At 60.3% G+C, this 18,112-nt stretch carries 8 protein-coding genes and 2 pseudogenes; 5 read left to right on the top strand and 5 right to left on the bottom strand.

Features of this window, described 5'->3' with window-relative positions; translation table 11 throughout:
• Positions 1–68: 68 nt before the first annotated feature.
• The 3 genes from CFE428DRAFT_RS33235 to CFE428DRAFT_RS07905 all read right to left on the bottom strand — a co-directional run bounded on the left by CFE428DRAFT_RS33235 (position 69) and on the right by CFE428DRAFT_RS07905 (position 8,280).
• Positions 69–2,180, bottom strand: a complete 2,112-nt coding sequence (locus CFE428DRAFT_RS33235) for a serine/threonine protein kinase (protein WP_049975576.1) — start codon at positions 2,178–2,180, stop codon at positions 69–71.
• A 365-nt stretch (positions 2,181–2,545) separates the two neighbouring features.
• Positions 2,546–3,682 (bottom strand): hypothetical protein, encoded by a 1,137-nt coding sequence (locus CFE428DRAFT_RS07910; RefSeq protein ID WP_006978976.1) that lies wholly within the window; start codon positions 3,680–3,682, stop codon positions 2,546–2,548.
• Positions 3,679–8,280, bottom strand: a complete 4,602-nt coding sequence (locus CFE428DRAFT_RS07905) for a polysaccharide lyase family 8 super-sandwich domain-containing protein (RefSeq protein ID WP_006978975.1) — start codon at positions 8,278–8,280, stop codon at positions 3,679–3,681. Before CFE428DRAFT_RS07905 ends, CFE428DRAFT_RS07910 begins: the two co-directional genes overlap by 4 nt.
• Before the next feature lie 860 nt (positions 8,281–9,140).
• Between CFE428DRAFT_RS07905 and CFE428DRAFT_RS07900 the strand changes: the two genes are divergently transcribed.
• From CFE428DRAFT_RS07900 to CFE428DRAFT_RS07890, 3 genes are all read left to right on the top strand, one after another.
• Positions 9,141–12,287, top strand: a complete 3,147-nt coding sequence (locus CFE428DRAFT_RS07900) for a glycoside hydrolase domain-containing protein (protein ID WP_006978974.1) — start codon at positions 9,141–9,143, stop codon at positions 12,285–12,287.
• Between the two features lie 121 nt (positions 12,288–12,408).
• A complete protein-coding gene (locus CFE428DRAFT_RS07895; RefSeq protein WP_042724644.1) occupies positions 12,409–13,857 on the top strand; it encodes a sulfatase-like hydrolase/transferase in 1,449 nt (482 codons plus the stop codon).
• Positions 13,858–14,055: 198 nt separating this feature from the next.
• Entirely contained in the window at positions 14,056–15,249 is a 1,194-nt protein-coding gene (locus CFE428DRAFT_RS07890) for a glucuronyl esterase domain-containing protein (RefSeq protein WP_006978972.1), read from the top strand.
• 283 nt (positions 15,250–15,532) lie between these two features.
• Here CFE428DRAFT_RS07890 and CFE428DRAFT_RS35510 read toward each other — a convergent pair.
• A pseudogene (locus tag CFE428DRAFT_RS35510) lies at positions 15,533–15,802 on the bottom strand (transposase domain-containing protein); the annotation flags it as partial.
• 496 nt (positions 15,803–16,298) lie between these two features.
• Between CFE428DRAFT_RS35510 and ltrA the strand changes: the two are divergent.
• Positions 16,299–17,747, top strand: a complete 1,449-nt coding sequence (gene ltrA / locus CFE428DRAFT_RS07880; protein WP_006978971.1) for a group II intron reverse transcriptase/maturase — start codon at positions 16,299–16,301, stop codon at positions 17,745–17,747.
• A complete protein-coding gene (locus tag CFE428DRAFT_RS39625; protein ID WP_006978970.1) occupies positions 17,741–17,923 on the top strand; it encodes a hypothetical protein in 183 nt (60 codons plus the stop codon). The genes ltrA and CFE428DRAFT_RS39625 overlap by 7 nt, the downstream gene beginning before the upstream one ends.
• On the opposite strand, the pseudogene CFE428DRAFT_RS35505 reads toward CFE428DRAFT_RS39625, so the two are convergent.
• Positions 17,870–18,073: pseudogene (locus tag CFE428DRAFT_RS35505) on the bottom strand (IS66 family transposase); the annotation flags it as partial. The gene CFE428DRAFT_RS39625 and the pseudogene CFE428DRAFT_RS35505 sit on opposite strands and share 54 nt — an antisense overlap.
• Positions 18,074–18,112 lie beyond the last annotated feature (39 nt).

Below are 18,112 nucleotides of genomic sequence, written 5' to 3'. Positions count from 1 at the left end.
TAGCCCGTGGCAAAAATCGGCCTCTGTGCTTTTTGTGCCTTTTGTGGCCTTCCATCCGTGCACTTAGCCTACGGTGCCTCTATCTTCCACTGCTGCTCCTGGACGGCACTGATCGGGGTCTGGATGAGTGCGGCGCCGTTGCCCGGAGCTTTGGCCGTCAGCGCCTTGCCGTCATGTTGCGAAATCAGCTTGAAATAGTTGTTGTCCACTTTCTCGATCTTCCACTGCTGCCAGGCCGCGCTTTTGTTGACGTTGGACTGCTGCGCCTGCGTGCCATCGTCGGTCACCGGCTTGGGCGTGGGGATGGAGCGCGGATTCAACGCGTTGGGATTGGTCGGCAGGCTAAGCGCCTTTCCGCTTTCAATATTTACCAGCATGTAGGAGCCGTTGTCTTGGGGGATAATGTGCCACTGCTGGTTGCCGCCATTGGTGTAGCCCCAGAGAAGCACCTTGTGGCCGTCGTCGTGCGAACGCCCTTCCACGTCAATGGCCTTGCCCGTCTTGCGATTCGTCAGCTTATAGCGATCGTCCGGGATCCTGCCTTGGACCAGCAGCACCGCACGTTCTTTCTCGAGTCTGGTCGCATCGGTCGCAGCGCTCACGGCCAGTTCCTGCGCTTTCCCGGCAAGCCTGCCTCGCACCGCCTTAAGCGCCTTTACCGCATTGCGCTTTTGGTCGGGCGTTTTCGCCGTCTTCCAGGCGTCCGACGCCATTTGATATGCGGTGTAATCGACCACGTAATCGGTCGCCAACGGCTTGAGGCTATCCAACCACGCATCGGGCCCGGAGAATTCCGCCTGGCGAAAACGCCGAAAGAAGTCCGCCGCCTCATCGATAGCGCCAGCTTGCCAATCCTTCATTCCATAAAACAGAAACGCGGCCTGCCCTACTCCCCCCGACCGATTCGTCGTCTTCGGATCGATGACATGCTCGCTCGTCATCTGCTGGGCGGTCTCGACGAAAAAGTCAGCCAACCCTTTGTCCGCGTCTTTCTTCGAATACGGACCGCGTTGCTCCACCCGCTGAAAGGCAGCGATGCCCTCCGGACGATTCCCGGCCATGAACTGCGCGAGGCCGGTCAACATATCCGCCCAGTTCAGCCAGGGTTGCTCGGGCTTTTGCGCGGCCAATGCCGCCAGTGATGTCACCGCGTCCGTCGATTTGGCTCCCACCAGCTTGTCCACACCGTCGGCTACGAGCGCGCTCCCCTTTTTCGCTTCCTCTTCCGACGGGCCGGAGAGAATCCGATTTCGGAGAAGCACGCCCGTTCCGATCAGCAGCACGAACACGATCATCGCAAACGTCAGCCAACCCATCGCCTTTTTCTCTCGCTCGGACTCCAGCACCACACGCTTTTCCTGCACCCTGCCACGACCGGCCTGCAACTCATTCAAGGCGTATTCGAAGTGCTCGATGAGTTCCCCGTAGCTTTGGTACCGCTGATCGGGATCCTTGCTCAGCATCCGGTTGATGACGTAGTTGGTGTTGCTCGAGACCTGCGGAGCGAAGGTCTGCAAGCTCACCGCCTGGCTCTTCAAGTGCTTCAACGCCACCATCGACGCATTCTCCGCCTCGAATGGCGGCCGCCCCGCGAGCGCATGGAAAAGCGTGGCGCCAAGCGAATAGATATCGCTGCGGAAGTCTTCGGGCTTTTGGTCGAGCTTCTCGGGGGCGACGTAGTAGGGTGTACCCCAGATTTCCCCGCGCACTTTCGCCTCATCTTCAGCGAAAATCGCCAGCCCGAAGTCCACGATCTTTGCCGTATGCGCATCCGCGAAAAGAATGTTGCCCGGCTTGATGTCGCGGTGAATTAGACCGGCCTCCTGCGCCGCGTGTAACCCACTGGCGATCTGCATGCCCACCTCCAGCGCCTGTGCTTCGGCCACGCGTCCCTGCAATTCGATCAGCTTGTCCAGCGGGCCCTTCTCTACCAACTCCATGGCGATGTAGAAACGGCCGTGATCCATCCCCGTGCTGAATACCCGCACGACGTGCGGATGATTGATCGACGCGGTAATCGCCGCTTCCGTCTCCAGTTGTTGGATCTGCTCTGCGGTGCCGCTGCTTTTGCGCAAGAGCTTCAGCGCCACCATGCGCCCCAGCGAGGTATCGTACGCCTTGTAAACCGCGCCCATGCCACCGTGACCGAGCATGTCGACGAGTTGAAAATGGTCGATCATCGAGCTCACCGTCGCGGGGGCACCACAGACGGGGCACACCACTGCGGACAGGGGTTCGACATTAGTAACATCCACAGGCGCTCCACAATCGGAACAGTTCTGGATCAGCAGTTCGTCAACGTTGGTGTTGTTGGCCACAGGAGGAGGAAGCGTATGGGGGAGGTTCGTGGGTGGGGGTTTGCGCAAATTTACGCGCACGAGTCGTTTGCCGCCTGTCGCGAGAATGGGCGACATTCACGTGGCACGGCACTTGCCCAAGCGAAAACGCAACTGCTCCGCGCGAGAACCCGCGGACGCGGGAGGTGCTTCGATCCCGCTCCTGTTTCTCCGCTCCACTCGCTACGGCTCACCGCATCAAAACGGCTCTAGCGATTTCCCAAGACGGCGAGGCAAGCCTGGCGGCGGGAAGGGTCGATGATGAGCGCGGCGCATTGCGCTGCTTGCGCGGGTTGAGACTGGGCTAGCGTGCGAGCGAGGCTGGCCAGGCCGGCATCGCGCGTAGCCGCATCCGGCAGGGTGATGAGCCAGCGACGAGGCGCTTCCGCATCCTGCAGGGACCATTGGGCAACGAGTTGCTCCACGGTGTTGTTCGAGAGGTCTCCCGGCTCAAACTGCTGCACCCACGCCGCGGCTGTAGCCGGATCTTTTCGCGCCCAACGCTGGACGATGGAAACCACCGCGCGGGTCTGGGCCGCCTCGTCATCGATTTCCTGCACGGCGAACGTGCCGGCGCCCGCGGGATCGCTCGCCGCCCACGCCGTGGCCACCGCCGCGAGAGCACGGGATCGCAATGCGGGGTCCTCGATGGTGCGAGCGCTCGCCACCGCCACCGAGGGGTCTTGCGCGCCCCATTGGGAAAGAATGTGGGTCAACGTCTGGTCGCGAATGTCTCCCTGAGGCAGCTCTTCCGCGAGTTGCAGGGCCTGTTCGGGATACGCCGACGCAAACTGCGTCGACATCGATTCCACCGCGGCGTCCCGCGAAGGTCCGGCTTTCAAGGTATCAATCCATTGCCTGGCCGCCGAGGGATCGAACGGCGTCAGCAACACGGCGAGTTGCCGGAGCGCCGCAGACTTTACGTCGGATTCTGGGAGTGCCTGTGCCCACTGGGCAGCTTCCGCCCAATGCTTCTGCGCCCACAACCGGACGATCACCGGAACGACGTCCGACCGGGAAAGATCCAGCGTGCCAAATTCCTCCTCGTTGGTATCGAGGACCAGCCGGCCCGCGGCCACATCCTGAAGAAGCCGACGGATGGGATCTTCCGGTGGCAATGCCACGGGCGAAGGCACCTTAGCGGGAGCGATGGGAGTCCGCCCGTTTTCCTCCCGGTCGGCGACCGCCACCACGGGTGCCGGCTCAAGCCCCCGCGAGGCGGACGGGGTTACGATGCGCTCCCCTTTCGATCGATCGACAGTCTCGTCAGCCGATCTTTGGATCACCAAAACGAGGGCTAGAATGAGGCCCGCGGCCCCGGTACCGGTGAGTGCGTACTTCTTCATGGCACCACCGTCACGTTGTCGAAGACCGTGGTGTTCAGCGTCGTCGGATCGCCGCTGGCATTGACCAGGCCGACATAGACGTTGGTGCCCATGGCAATGTTAATGGTGTCGACAATCGTCCAGGTTGCCCCGTCCGTGGACTCATAGCCGTAGAGTTTGCCGCCAGTGCGAACCAACCGCACCCAGATGTTAGGCGGGGTGCCAGTGCCTTTGGTAAAGGAACCCGTGCCGCCACCGGTCGAGCTGCGGCGCCGCCAGGTGAAAGTGTTGCTTCCATCGACACCCATGAAGGCAAACTCCGCGCCAGTCGTGAGCGTGTCGCGGATCATCACTCCGACTCGCGTGTTAGTGCCCGTGTTTTGCGGCGCCGTGATCCGCGCCTGGATCTGCCCATCCCCGCTCATCGTCTGATACACAAACCGGCAGTTGTCCGCGGTGCCGCTCAGGTTGCCCGCACCTTTGACCGTGAAGACGGAATTGAAATACTCCGCGCTGCCTTGCATCCCCGGCGTGCCGATATCGACGGTCTGCCACGGCGCCGGGAATGGCGTCAACGTCAGGTTGTCGAAGGTCGCGGTGCTGACCGTGGTATTGTCATGACTGGTCACAGCCATTCCTGCGCTGATGCTGGAGGCCATGCTAATGACCGCCGTGCCCACTTGGGTCCACGTCGCGCCGTCCGCCGAGACATAGGCGGTGATCAAGGTGCCGCTGCGCGTCAGTCGCACCCAATTGTTCGGCGCGGCGTTGAGGGCCGGGCCCGACACGGTGGCGCTCGCTCCGCCGGTGGTGGCGCGATACTGGAAGGCGAAGCCATTGCCAGGCGTCGTCACGATCATCGCGTGCGCCGAGCCTGCGGCCGTCGTTTCACGGAGCATCACACCCGCTTTCGCCCACGGGTTCGTGTTCGTCTGCGAAGTAACACGGGCGCGAATTTCACCGTCGCCACTCAGCGTCTGGGATACGAATTGGAAAGCATCCGCAGGGCCCCAGATATCCGCTCCCGAGCCGTTTACCGTATAGGTCCCCCCGCTCTGCCCCGCACTTCCTGAAACTCCTACACTGCCGATATCTCCGGACGTCACGCCCGCAGGCAACACGCCGTCGACAAAAAGATTCAGCGTCGCATTGGCGGTGGCGCCCTGGCTATCCGTCACCTGGACTGTCCACGAGTTGTTCCCCACATCCGTACTCGCCGGCGTGCCGGAAAGCGTGCCATCGGCCGCCACGCTCAGCCAGGCAGGCCCACTCACTCTGGAATAAGTCTGCGTGTCCCCCGCATCGTGATCGGCCGCCGTGCCGGCGAGCGTTTGCGAATAGGCGCTGCCTTGCGTGGCGTTGGGTTTGTTGATCGGGCTGACCGCGAAATACGGCGGGTGATTCACCGGCGTAACGGTCACCGTGACGGTCGCCGTCGCGGTCGCGCCCACGCTGTTGGCGATCGTGTAAGTAAAGCTATCCGTGCCATTCCAATACCTCGCGGGCGTGTAAATCACATTGGATCCGGAGATCGCTACCATGCCATTCGCGCCTTGAGTCACGGATTGCAGGGTGAGCGCACTGTCGCCCGGGTCGCTATCATTGGCTAGCACCGGAATGGTCACCGCGGTATCTCCCGGCGTGGTCGCACTGTCGGCCACCGCCACCGGCATCTCACTGAGCAGATGCACATGCACCGCAAATCCATGCTGTGTGGTGACACGCACGGTGGTACTGTTCGCCGTCGCCGCGACGATACTCATGTTCGTATCCGATGGGTCGAGAATCCAAGGCCCGTTGACGGTAATGTCGAGCGTGCGCGCCACGCTGGCGTCCGGAGGCAAACCGTAGCCCGACTGGGAGTTGGTAAAATTCAGGTCGGGATCGACCACGCTCATCCAGGCGTCGTTATTGGTGCCCGGCTGCGTCATGACGAGGCAGGGGCGCTGGACGGCGCTGAGCAACCCGGCGCTTTGGGTGCCGGCGGGCAATGCGGTGGTCGCGAAGACGGCGTAGCCGACCTGGCCGGTCGCATTCCATTTCACCACATGCGCAGTACTGTCCTGCTCGATGACCTGGTAAGGCTTGGTCGACGGATTGCCGTGCTGGCTGGCCGCTGACGCCATGGCGGTGGCATTTGTGCTTGGGAAGACGGAGTATTCATAGCTGGCCCCGCTCGGCGCCATCCCGTGGTTGAGCCAGACCTTGGCGAAGTTACCGGTGGTCAGCGTGCCATTGCCCGATTGATCCTGAGAATTTTGGGTGGCGCGGCTGATGTTGATATCCGCACCCGGTTGCGTGATGTAGCCGGTGCCATAGGCGTCCAACAGCCAGTGCGCATTCGCCCCGCTGGCCGTGCTGCTGTAGGGGAAGGCGGTCAGCGCATTGCCATCGAGCGTAACGGCCGTGGATTGCGAGGCCAGGGCGCCCTGGAACAGCGTGGTGACGGTTGGGTCGGCGGTGTCGTTGTCGGCGATGTTCGAGCCGAGGCAGACGATTTCCGATCCAAAGGCGAACCACGACTTGCGCCACATGAGAGTGGTATTGGAATTCGCGTCATCGTTGCTCTCCTGGAAATTGGCGGCATAGAGGCCGCTCTGCCCGTCGTGGAAGGCAAGGGCGCCGGAGAAGTTGAGCTGCGAGTAGATGTATTCGTCCGCCGAGTAATATGTAAGCAGAGCGGCTAGCTTGCTGTCCGGCAGCGCGATGGTGGTGGTGCCGGGCGGCTGATTCCAATCCCAGCCATTGATCTGCTCCCCGCTATTGGCCATGCCGCCATTGTAGAGGATTTCCAGCGCGCCGTAGGATTGATACCGGCCGTAGATGTTGGCGCCGGCGTTCGGGGGGCCAAAGATTTCCGAGGACCAGAAGTAGTGCTCCGGTGCGCGCATGGATGCCACCCAGTCGGCACGACGATAGATCCCCAGTGGGCTATAATTATATTGATAGAAGCCGTCCGGGGCATTCTCCACGCCGTAGGGCACGAAGAGCGAGTAACTATTGGAACCACTCGTCCCGAAGCGACGGTTGTAGTAGCGGGCAACGACCGGATCGGCACTTTGTCCGTAGAACGCGCCACCGAGCTGCCCGAGGGGACGCAGATCCCACATGGACACTGCGACGGTGGTGGAGAAGGTATCGCGGCCGCTCAGCGCGTTGGCAAAGTAGCCCGTGTTAGTCCCCGAGGCGTCAGCGGACATGCGCAGCATGGTGAATACCGCCGTGCGTAGGCTCTCATAGCTGGGCTGATCGATTTGATACCCAGTCCCGCTCAACTGGGAGAGCGCCGAAATCAACGGCTTATACGCATACATGTAGGCATTGTAATGGGAGTTGTGATGGAAGCTGAGGCCATCGGGCTTGATGCCACCGGTGCAACCTTGCGAGACAACGAGCCAGCGCTCCAACCAGCGCTGGAGTCCTTTGAGCTGGCGCACGGCTTCGGTGTCGTTGGGCGTGAGGAACAGGATCGCACCCAGCATGGAATTGATACCACAGTAGATGTCGTCAGAGTTCTGTTCCCAATTCGTGGTCCAGAGTTCCCCCAGCGTATAAAAGTTCCAGTGGAAATAATCCCAGAGCCGCGCCTTGGTGGCTGAATCGTAAGCGGGCGCCATCAGGACCAACGCCGGCGGAATATTGACGTAGTTATACCAGATGCCGGGAACAAGATTGCTGTTCGCCGCGAACCCCTGATCCATGAAGTGCTGGGCGAGCAGCACCATATCGTTGCCGCTCGTCGTTCCAGTTGAGGTGCCCCAAGTGTAGTCTTTCGCCAGCGTGAGCGGCCAACCAGCGCCATCGATCGCCGTCGGATCGTTGACGACCTGGCCGCGGACGCCGTTGGCATCCTGGACGATGTTCATCGCGGTAAAGGAATTCTGGGCCGAGGTCACCGAAGACGCGCTCGGAGCAGAGCCGCCCTTGGCCGAGGCCAGCCAGCGACTGCGCAAAGTGGCGAGATCGGAAAGCTCGGCCGCGGTGGGCGCGTCGGTCGCGATGTCCGGAGCGTTGCCGTACATGGAATACCAGAGGGAACTCGAATTGTAACCGGTGGTATCCACGTTCTGCGCATCTTGAACTCGCTGAATGCCACTCCCCACCCAGGTCACCGCATCGAGATAGAAGGTGCCGCTTCCCGAAGCCGGGGCAGAGATCTGCACGGAGCTGAAAGTCGTCGAGGCATTGGCGATGTGCCCCATATCATACCGGTAGCTGCGTAGCGCACGCCGCCAACCGGTGTAGTCGACATAGAAATCGAACCAATACTGCGCGACGTTGCCGTTCATGAACGCCACGTGCAACTTGCCGCCCGGGATGGCTGTGCCGTTCCAGACCCAGAAGTTGCAGGTGTTCTGACCCCAAGCCAGGACATTCGCGGCATTGATGCCGGGATTACTGACGGTAATGACATCGCCGCCTGTCCAGTCCCACCGCAACGACTGCGAGCCTATCTTGTAGTGATTGGGGGAAATGGACAAGGTCCCGGTGTTAGCCGTCCAATTTGCGGGAACCGAAGTTTCCAGATCCTGCTGGGCGTGGACCAAACCCCCGTTCCCCAAAGCGAACACGAACAGGATCGCGAATGCATGAACAACCGTACTCCATCGTTTCGTCATTGCGACGAATGGGTGACCATTCCACACGTCCCAGTGGAATGAGGGGATTGTAAACGGATGAGACGAGAAGGCATACCTAGCCTTGGTAAACGCTGCGAAAGGAGCGAGTTTCATTGTCGAGGGGGGTGGAGGTGGGCTCGACCTGTGCTGGGAAATTTTGCCCACCCAGATCGAATGGATTTCAGTAAAAATCCGCATCCATTCCATGACTTTGTCCCCGGTTTGTCATGTGACGAAAACTCGCTACAAGCCCTGGCTCGGCTTCAGCTTCATGAGTCGACTCCGGGCGAGGTACCTTTCCGCGTGTAGCGAGTTTTCGCTACAGGCAGGAGATCCGAATTTCCGCCATTGATTAGACGATGCGTCCCTCGTCTTCACCTGCACTCTCCCGGCAGAGATCCACATCCCGCCGTGGCCGGCCGAGGCTGATTGCCTTGCTCGCGAGTGGATTTGCGCTCTTCGTCGCAAACGCAGGCCCTCAAACTTTATCCGGGAGCTGAATAGGAGACAGACCGATGGAAGACCAATCCGAGAACAACACCCTATCTCAGAGCAGAGATTTCACCTGGCTCGCTGACGTGTGCCTTCAAGCAAACGCGGTTGCCGATCGGGCTTCCGCCTATCCAGTTGAAAGCCAGCCGGCCAAAGGAGCGCACGATTCTCTCCACCGCGATGGCCCCGAGGCCTCCTCAAAAGGAAAAATAGAAGGCGCGGACCACGCGAATCAAAGTCAGATTTCAGGAACAGACATTTGATTCGCTCCCATCCCCTCCACCTCGCTCTCCTCTCGTCGCCGTTGTAAACAACGTCTCGGCCAGCAACCCAACGCCAATCCTCATTTTCAACCTTTTCCAAACAGCATGCATTCACGGCTCGTTTCGTTCTCGCTTCTCCTGACCGTTCTCACTTGCACGGAGAATCTTTCATTCGGAGCGGACACGCTTTTTAGAGGGCCGGAAGATCGCGTCCCGCGGGGCATCGCGAAGTTCGGGACTGATGAATGGAACCCGATCTATGGCAACCATCGCGCGGTGGTGGAAGTAAAGGAAGCCGGAGACGCAGTGCTGGCTTACCTGCCTTGGCGGCGGCGCGATGCGCATCCCGAGGGGAAGAACATTCTCGTCGTGGATGCGAAGTCCGGAAAAGTCATCGCCAATCGTGTGATCGTCACTTGCAACAAAGAGTACGGGGAGGTTGCGTTCCAACCCACCGAGGGGCCGGGCCAGTATTTTTTGTATTACCTGCCTCCGGTGAACGACGGTAATGCCTTCCAGTGGCCCCGCAGCTCTTTCCCCATCACGCGCTACCCCACGCCCACTCAAACCGCCAGCGCAGAGTGGTTGGCCAAAAACAAGCTCACGACGGATGACCTTCGGACATTGCCCGTGAGGAGATACGGGCAGGATCCGGTGCTGGGAGGCAGTTGGCGCAAGCTTCCCTCCGCGGAGCTGGTGGAATTTCAGTCGCTCAAAGACGCGACGGCGGATGACTGGAACAGCTTTTATCCGATGGAGGTGATCTCGACGTTTGCGGAGCGCACGCAGCTTCGAGATCGATGCCGGTTCCGGCCATTCATTCTTTTCCCGGAGAATCGCCGCTACCCGATCCGCATGACCGACCAGATCCCCTACCGGTGGGCGATTCGGGACGTGAAGGAACTGGATGAATTCGCGGACACCGCGCAGAAGAACGAGTACTACGTTTTCCAGATCGGCGTGTATGCCTTCAAGGGGACGTTGCCGCATTTGAAAACGGCTTTCACGGAGTTGCGTTCGAAGGAGGGCGCCGTGATTCCGATGGAAGCGTTCACCTGTTTCAACATGGGAGGCGTGGACCAGTATGGCAAAGCTTTCACCAAGACGGTCCATGTGGCGGAAGACAGGGTACAACCGCTTTGGTTCGGCCTCGATATTCCGAAATCCGCGCAGCCCGGTGTGTATGAAGGGACCGTGACGGTTTCGGCCGATGACGTGGCGCCGCAAGAGGTGCATCTGCGGATCACCGTCGAAGACAAGTCGCTCGCTGACCACGGCGACGGCGACGCCTGGCGTTTGAGCCGCCTGCGGTGGCTCAATTCGCGGACGGAAATCGACAACGATGTCTGCGCGCCCTTTCCTCCGGTTACCGTCGATGGGCAAACGGTGCACGTGTTGGGACGCGATATCGAGCTGGCGGCGGATGGCTTTCCACGTCAGGCCACCAGTCACATCGACATGTTCGCGATTGGCGATACGGGGCGGGCGATCCTGAGCAGCCCGGTGCATTTTGACGTCGTGAAGGACAGAACCCCGGTGCCGCTCGAATCGAGCACGGCGAAGTGCGTCGAGAAGGATCCCGGCGTGGTGCGCTTCACGGCCAGCGCCACGCATGGCGGCCTGCGAGAGGAAGTCGACACGGCGGTGGAAATGGACGGTGTGATTCACGGCAAAGTGACACTCACCTCCGACGCGGATATCACCCTCGATACGGTGAAGCTAACGATCCCCATTTCGGCGGACGTCGCGACATTCATCCTGGGATCGGGAGCCCAAAAGCCGCTGACCTCGAAGTGCCCGGAAAGCTATCAAGGCGGGCTCGAGAAACACAAAACGACGTGGATCGGCGACTACAATGCAGGCCTCGCGCTGTGCCTGCCCGATGATCGCGCCAATTGGGTCAACCTCGGAAAGGGCCAGTTGCGGGTGGAACACCAGAACGGGACCTACGCATTGTCCGTCGAAACGGGTTCGCTGGAAATTTCGAAGAATGTTCCCAAATCGTTCGAATACGATCTTTACGTCACGCCCATCAAGCCGCTGCCCAAGCAGCATTGGGATTGGAAATACGACCAGCCTTCTTACGGGAAGGTGCCGCATCTCAATAAATGGGATGATTCACACGCCACCATTTTTACGCTGCATCAGGGAAACCTCCTGAACCCCTACATCAATTATCCCTTCCTCAACGCGCCCCAATTGCGCCAGGTGGCGGATAAAATTCACGGAGCCGGTGGGCTCTTCAAGGCCTACTACACGATCCGAGAGTTGAGCAATCGCGCGCCGGAACTGTGGGCCTTGCGCAGTCTGGGCGATGAAATCCTGTCCCCGTCTCCGGAGCACATCGGTTACGAGGAAATGTCGCAGCTTCCGCTGGAATATCAGTTCAAGGCGCTGACGGAACATCCGCTGACGGGACAGTCGTGGATGTGCGAGCACCTGGTCAGTGATTACCACACGCGGTGGCATTCGCTCATGGACAGCAAACGCCAGTATCAGGATGGCTCCGTGCAAATCAGCGGCGCTTCCCGGTGGTCGAACTTTTACATCGAAGGGCTGAAGTGGCTGGAGGTAAATGCGGGGCTCGATGGCCTTTATCTGGATGGCATCACCTTCGACCGCGCGTCGTTCCTCCGCGTGCGCAAGGCGCTGGTCCGGACGAAGCCCAATGCCTTGATCGATTATCACGGCTCGCCGGCGGAAGTAATGCCGCAGCTCTCGTGCATCGACAGCCTGTGGTTCGGCGAAGGCGCCGACTATTCCCGCGATCCCGATTATTGGTTCGTGGCGATTTCCGGAATTCCCTTCGGCGTTCCGGGAGAATTGCTGCAATCGCACGCCAGCGTTTCCAAAGGAATGGTTTACGGACTCAGCCACCGCTACGGCTGGACCCCTGCGGACCCGCGTGGACTGTGGGGTTGGTGGGATTCCTTCAAAATCAAGGACGCCGAAATGCTCGGCTATTGGACGCCCAATTGCCCGGTGAAAATCGGCAACCCCGCCATCCGGGTGACCGCTTATGTTCACCACGGCAAACAAGCCGCGTTCGCAATCGCCAGTTGGTCGAAGGAGGAAACGCACATTTCGCCAGAAATCGATTTCGCCGCTTTGGGCATCGATCCCGCGAAGGCCAAACTCCATGCGCCGGAAATCCCGGGTTTCCAAAAAGCCGCCCAGTTCGAAGTCGGAAAGCCGATCACGTTGCCGCCGGATGGCGGCTTGATCCTGATTTTAGAGAGCACCGGGCAGTGAGCATCCATCCAACGGCTTTGACTGTCGCATTAGCACGGTGCGACAGTTTTCGTAGCGAATTCTCGCTACACGACGATTTCCGGAAACCGGGGTTTGGATGACTCTCATAGATCCCTTTCTCATGTCTCTCTTACGAAAAGCCTTCACCAGCGTCGCCGCCCTCAGCCTCGCCTCCTCCTCAGTTCGCGCCGACGATACACCGACCAAGCGGCCGAACATCATCGTCATCGTCTCGGACGACCAGGGCTACGCCGACGCCAGTTTCCAAGGCTCGAAGGACATCCTCACGCCCAACCTCGACGCGCTCGCAAAGAGCGGCGTACGCTGCACGCGCGGTTACGTTACCGCGCCGGTCTGCAGCCCTTCGCGTGCCGGTCTCATGACCGGGCGCTACCAGGAAAGATTCGGCCATCACAATAACATCGTCGCCGAGGCCGCCCTGCCAATCGCTCACCTGCCTTCCAACGAGACGCTCCTGCCACAGGTGCTGGCCAAGGCCGGTTATTACACGGCCATGGTCGGCAAGTGGCACCTGGGTTTGCAGGACGGCTGCCGGCCCTACGAGCGCGGGTTCGATGAGTTCTTCGGCATCATCACTGGCGGACATGATTACTTCGTGAACCATCCTGAGGAGAGAGCAGTGGGCGACCAAAGTTACAAAGCCCGCATCGAGCGCAATGGCCCGGTGGGTGAAGCGGTGCCCGGTTATCTAACCGACGCGTTCGGCGCCGACGCCGTGCGCATCATCCGCGAGTCGCACACGAAGCGCCCGGATCAACCGCTGTTCCTCTACCTGGCCTTCAACGCGCCGCACACCCCCACCCAGGCGCCCAAGGATCTGGTGGACACGATGCCCGCGACCTTGGAAAGCAAAGACCGCCGTACCTACGCCGCCCAGATCACCTCGATGGACGCATCGGTCGGTAAGGTGCGCGCTGCGCTCAAAGAGAACGGTATGGAGAAAGACACCTTCATCGTCTTCTTCTCGGACAACGGGGGCGCGAACCATCCGTATTACGACAACACGCCGCTGCGTGATCACAAGGGTTCACTCTACGAGGGTGGCATCCGTGTGCCTTTCTTCGCGGTTTATCCCGGCCACATCCCAGCCGGCAGCGTGTGCGAGTTGCCCGTCACCTCGCTCGATGTTTTCGCCACGGCCTGCGCGCTGGCGGGCACGAAGCCGGAAACCTCGCACCCACTGGACAGCGTGGACATGCTGCCCGTGCTGGAAGGCAACGCCAGGCAACCCACCCACGCCACGCTCTTCTGGGAGTTTCCCGGCTTCGGCGCAGCCGTCGCCGACCGCGACCTCAAGCTGGTCGTGCCCAAGAAGGGCTCGCCGCAACTCTTCGACCTGGCCGTCGACATCGGTGAAAAGAGTGATCTGGCGGCGCAGAATCCGGAAAAGGTGGCCCGCCTCTCGACCCTCCTGTCCGAGTGGCACGCGCAAAACGCCCGGCCGCTATGGGGGCCGGGCAGCCAAACCCAACTCCACGCGGGCCAAACGCCGAAGACCGCTCCTGCTTGCGGCGACCTCGCCGGCGAAGAAGAGGATCCTTCGAAGTAAGTTGCTGCTTCCACCGCACCGCACGCATCAGGGCCCTTGGGCGCTGCGATGGACAAGCGAAACGATGCCCATCACCGGCGCCCGCAAATTGGAAAACCGCCGTGGGAGCGGGTGACTCTCAACGTCGGCTCACCCAAGACTCCCACAAATATCCTACGAAGTCGCCCGGCGGCGTGTTTTCTGGAATAGGAATTTGCCATGATCACCATGCTTTTGCTGTTGCGCCGGATTTTGCCGCTGATCGCCACGACCGTGGTGACCGTCCATGCCGCTGAGCTTCAGCTCCCCGATCCGCTCGTGACGCAAAACGGCGAACGCGTGACCAGCGCGGCGGCCTGGCAAACGACGCGGCGTCCGGAAGTGCTCGAGCTTTTTCGCAAATACGTCTACGGGCGCGCTCCGGTCGGAAAGCCTGCCGATTTGAAGTTTGAAACCTTCGACTCCGCCAGCGACGCAATGGATGGCAAAGCGACGCGCAAACAAATCAAGATCAGTTACCACGGGCCGGGTGGCGAGGGTGCGATCCATCTCGTGCTCTTCATCCCGAACGGCATTAAGCAACCGGTGCCGTGCTTTCTCCTCATCTGCAATCGGCCGGCGGCGGAAAACATCGATCCGACCCGCGCGGTGAAAAGCCCGTTCTGGCCCGCCGAGCAAATTGTCGCACGCGGTTACGCCGCCGCGGCGTTCTTCAATGGCGACGTGGTGCACGATAAATACGATGGCTTCAAGAGCGGTGTCTTCGCCATCTACGACCAGCAACCCCGGCCCGCCGACGCTTGGGGCGCCATCGCTGCGTGGGCGTGGGGCGCGAGCCGCGCACTCGATTATCTCGTGACCGATCCGGGGATCGATGGCCAGCGCGTGGCGGTCGTCGGACACTCGCGCGGCGGCAAGACCGCGCTTTGGGCCGGCGCCGAGGATGAACGCTTCGCCATGGTCGTGAGCAACGATTCCGGTTGCACCGGCGCGGCCCTCGCACGCGGCAAACAGGGCGAGCATATCCGCGACATCAATCGCGGATTTCCGCACTGGTTCAACGATACCTACAAAACCTTTGCCGATCGCGAAGACGAGCTGCCGCTGGATCAACACATGCTCGACGCGCTCATCGCGCCGCGTCCGCTCTGCATTGGGAGCGCGTCGGAAGACACCTGGGCGGATCCCAAAAGTGAGTTCCTCGCCGCGGTCCATGCGGGCCCGGTCTTCGCGTTGTTCGGACTCAAGGGCCTCGCCGATTCGGTCATGCCGCAACCCGACATGCCGATGCAGGGCGGACAGATCGGCTATCACCTCCGCACCGGCAAACACAACCTCACCGAATACGACTGGGGCTGTTACATGGATTTTGCCGACAAACATCTCAGCCCACCCGCGGCGCACACAAAATAAAGGTAAGCGTCCGCTGGCGCGCCTATTGACAGGGCTCTCGTAGGCTCTGATTTCTGAACGTAGATGTCATAGCCGAAGGCCTATGGTGCGCCCGTGAAGGGAAGTAAGCGGTGTCCGTAGCTCCATGCGTAAGCGTCCACTGAAGCACCTCTAGCGGAGATGGCCATCGATGTCAGACCATCGGCGTCGATGACATGTAAGCGTCCGCTGCCGCGCCTCTTGACAGGGCTATCGTAGATTCTGGTTTCAAGTCGTAGACGTCATAGGCGTAGGCCTATGACATCTACGCTACTGCACGTTGAACGGAAGGGGTTCGGTGCTTCGCCCAAGCTTCCGGAGTGATGTCCTTGATCTGCCAGTTGGTCATGGAGGGCAGCCGAGTGAAGACGTCCCGCAGGTAGGCGAAAGGATCGATACCCCGACGCCGGCAAGATTCGATGATCGTGTAGAGGATGGCGCTGCGCTCACCGGCGGCAGCCTCGCCAAAGAACAGCCAATTCTTTTTACCGATCGCGGTGGGGCGGATGGCGTTTTCGACCAGGTTGTTGTGTACGCCTTGCCAAAGGCGTCTTCAGAATCCGGGTTCCAATCCCGGCGGGCAACTTCGCTCCAGCCCGAAGCACTGGGAGCGATTCAGGAGGTAACAAATGAATTGAAGTACTACCAGAAAAGGGCCGTGCAAAGCGGTCCAGCGAACCATGCAGGCCGTAACGCGCAGTGAACATCGAGCAGGCCCCGAAATGTCGTCGTGGAAGCCGACCCGCCACAATAACGGGGAAGGCCGCCGCGAACCGAGGTAGAGCGAATCGCCTCGGCTCGTTCCACCGGGGTAGTGATGACGGCATGCATGAAAGTGTCCGAAGACGCAACAAGGGAAGTCTGTGAAGGTGTGCCGGTGGCTGGCTGCCGTCGGTACAACGATCAACCCGCGAGGGAAAGGATCGGCCATCACAGATGACGGATGGGGTTGTAGTACCGATGAAGCCCGGTAACGCGGGTGGAGGGAAGGACCCCTGATCTCAGAAGAGTGCAACAAAGTCGCAAGAGCCATGAAGATTGATGTCAAACATCTAAGAACTTCTGAATCGGTTCGGAAGCTACAGAGTTCACTACAAGCAAAAGCCAAGACGGAACCGAGCTACCGCTTTTACAGCCTTTGGGACAAGGTCTGCCGGGGAGATTTCCTCGTGGAAGCTTACCGGCGCTGCCGCCGCAATGGCGGAAGTGCCGGAGTGGATGGGGAAACGTTCGAGCAGATTGAGGCCGCAGGGTTGGATGCGTGGCTTGGAAAACTGCAAGAGGAGTTGCGCACGAAGCAATATCGAACGCAGCCCCTTCTTCGGGTATGGATACCCAAAAGCAACGGAGGACAGCGCCCGCTCGGGATACCGACAGTGCGTGATCGTGTGGTTCAGATGGCGACGGTGATGGTGCTCGGCCCGATATTCGAAACTGATCTCTGCGAGGAGCAGATGGGGTTTCGTCCGGGTCGGGACGCCAAGACGGCGGTCCGTCTTGTCTACTATCAAGTCAGACAGAAAGGCCGCCAGGAAGTCGTCGATGCAGACCTGAGCGATTACTTCAACACCGTCCCACATGGAGCGCTGATGAAAAGTCTCAGTCGCCGAATTGCCGATGGCCAAGTGCTGTCGGTCATCGCCCGGTGGCTGGAGGCTCCCGTGGAAGAATGCACGCCCGATGGGCGCCTGGTACGATCCACACCGGCCAAGGATGCTGGGAGAGGCACGCCGCAAGGCGGTGTCATCTCTCCGCTGCTGGCCAATGTCTACTTCCGGCGCTTCGTTCTGGCCTGGAAACAACTGGGCTATGAGCAGGCGTTCGATTCGGTGATCGTGAACTACGCCGATGACTTTGTGATTTGCTGTCGTCCCGGTAACGGGAACGACGCTCGCAAAGCCATGACGCGAGTCATGGGGAAGATCGGTCTCACGGTCAACGAGCAGAAGACCAAAGTGGTGCGCGTGCCGGGAGAGTCATTCGACTTTCTCGGTTACACTATCGGAGGCTTCTACGGCCAAGGAGGCAAGCCATACATCGGTACACGGCCATCCAAGAAGGCGATCCTACGGATCATGGGGGAAATCCACGAGCAAACCAGCAGTCAGTGGAACGCATCCGAACCCGAGACTCGGGTGAAGGTGCTCAATGAAAAACTCCGCGGGTGGGCCGGGTACTTCAATCAAGGCCCGGTGATCAGAATCTACCTGTGGTTGCAGAACTACACTGACCGACGTTTGCGCAGATGGTTGATGCGGCGACGACAGCAGCGAGGCACTGGGTATCGCCAATACCCGGACGAGTATCTTTATGAGAGGCTTGGCCTATATCGCTTGCCACGGAGCCGCGTAGACCAGTCGAAAGCGAAAGCTGGGAATTCGGAGATGAGAGCCGGATGCGGTAAATCTGCACGTCCGGTTCGAGGAGCGGGGACAGGAAACGGAGCCACGGATGAGAATGAGGCACCGGCACTATGGTGAAAACCGCCGGCAACAGCGACTCCCTCATTCCTACTGCCACCGCGCCTGTCCTCGACTCTACCGATCTCCAGGCGGCCGTCCTCGAGGAAGACCAAGAGCGCGGGCCATTGATTGAGGGCGTGGTCGATCGCTCTGCCCATGAGGCTTTTGGGCAGGTAACGGCGCACGGTTTTTAACCGCACCAAGGCACGGTGTAGTCGGAGCAGTACGGATCGGCTCAAGCTGGCTCGCTCGGCATGTCGTCGTCTGGGGCCGGCTCGCGACTGACGCAGTTGGGCTTCCAACTCGTATAGGTTTTGAAAGTGCCGAAGGAACCAACCGGCCACCTTCGGTGCCGTTTCTTTGGCTTCGTAGAACTTGCGCCG

Source organism: Chthoniobacter flavus Ellin428, assembly GCF_000173075.1.
Lineage (GTDB): Bacteria > Verrucomicrobiota > Verrucomicrobiia > Chthoniobacterales > Chthoniobacteraceae > Chthoniobacter > Chthoniobacter flavus.
This window is presented reverse-complemented; position numbering and strand designations above follow the sequence as displayed.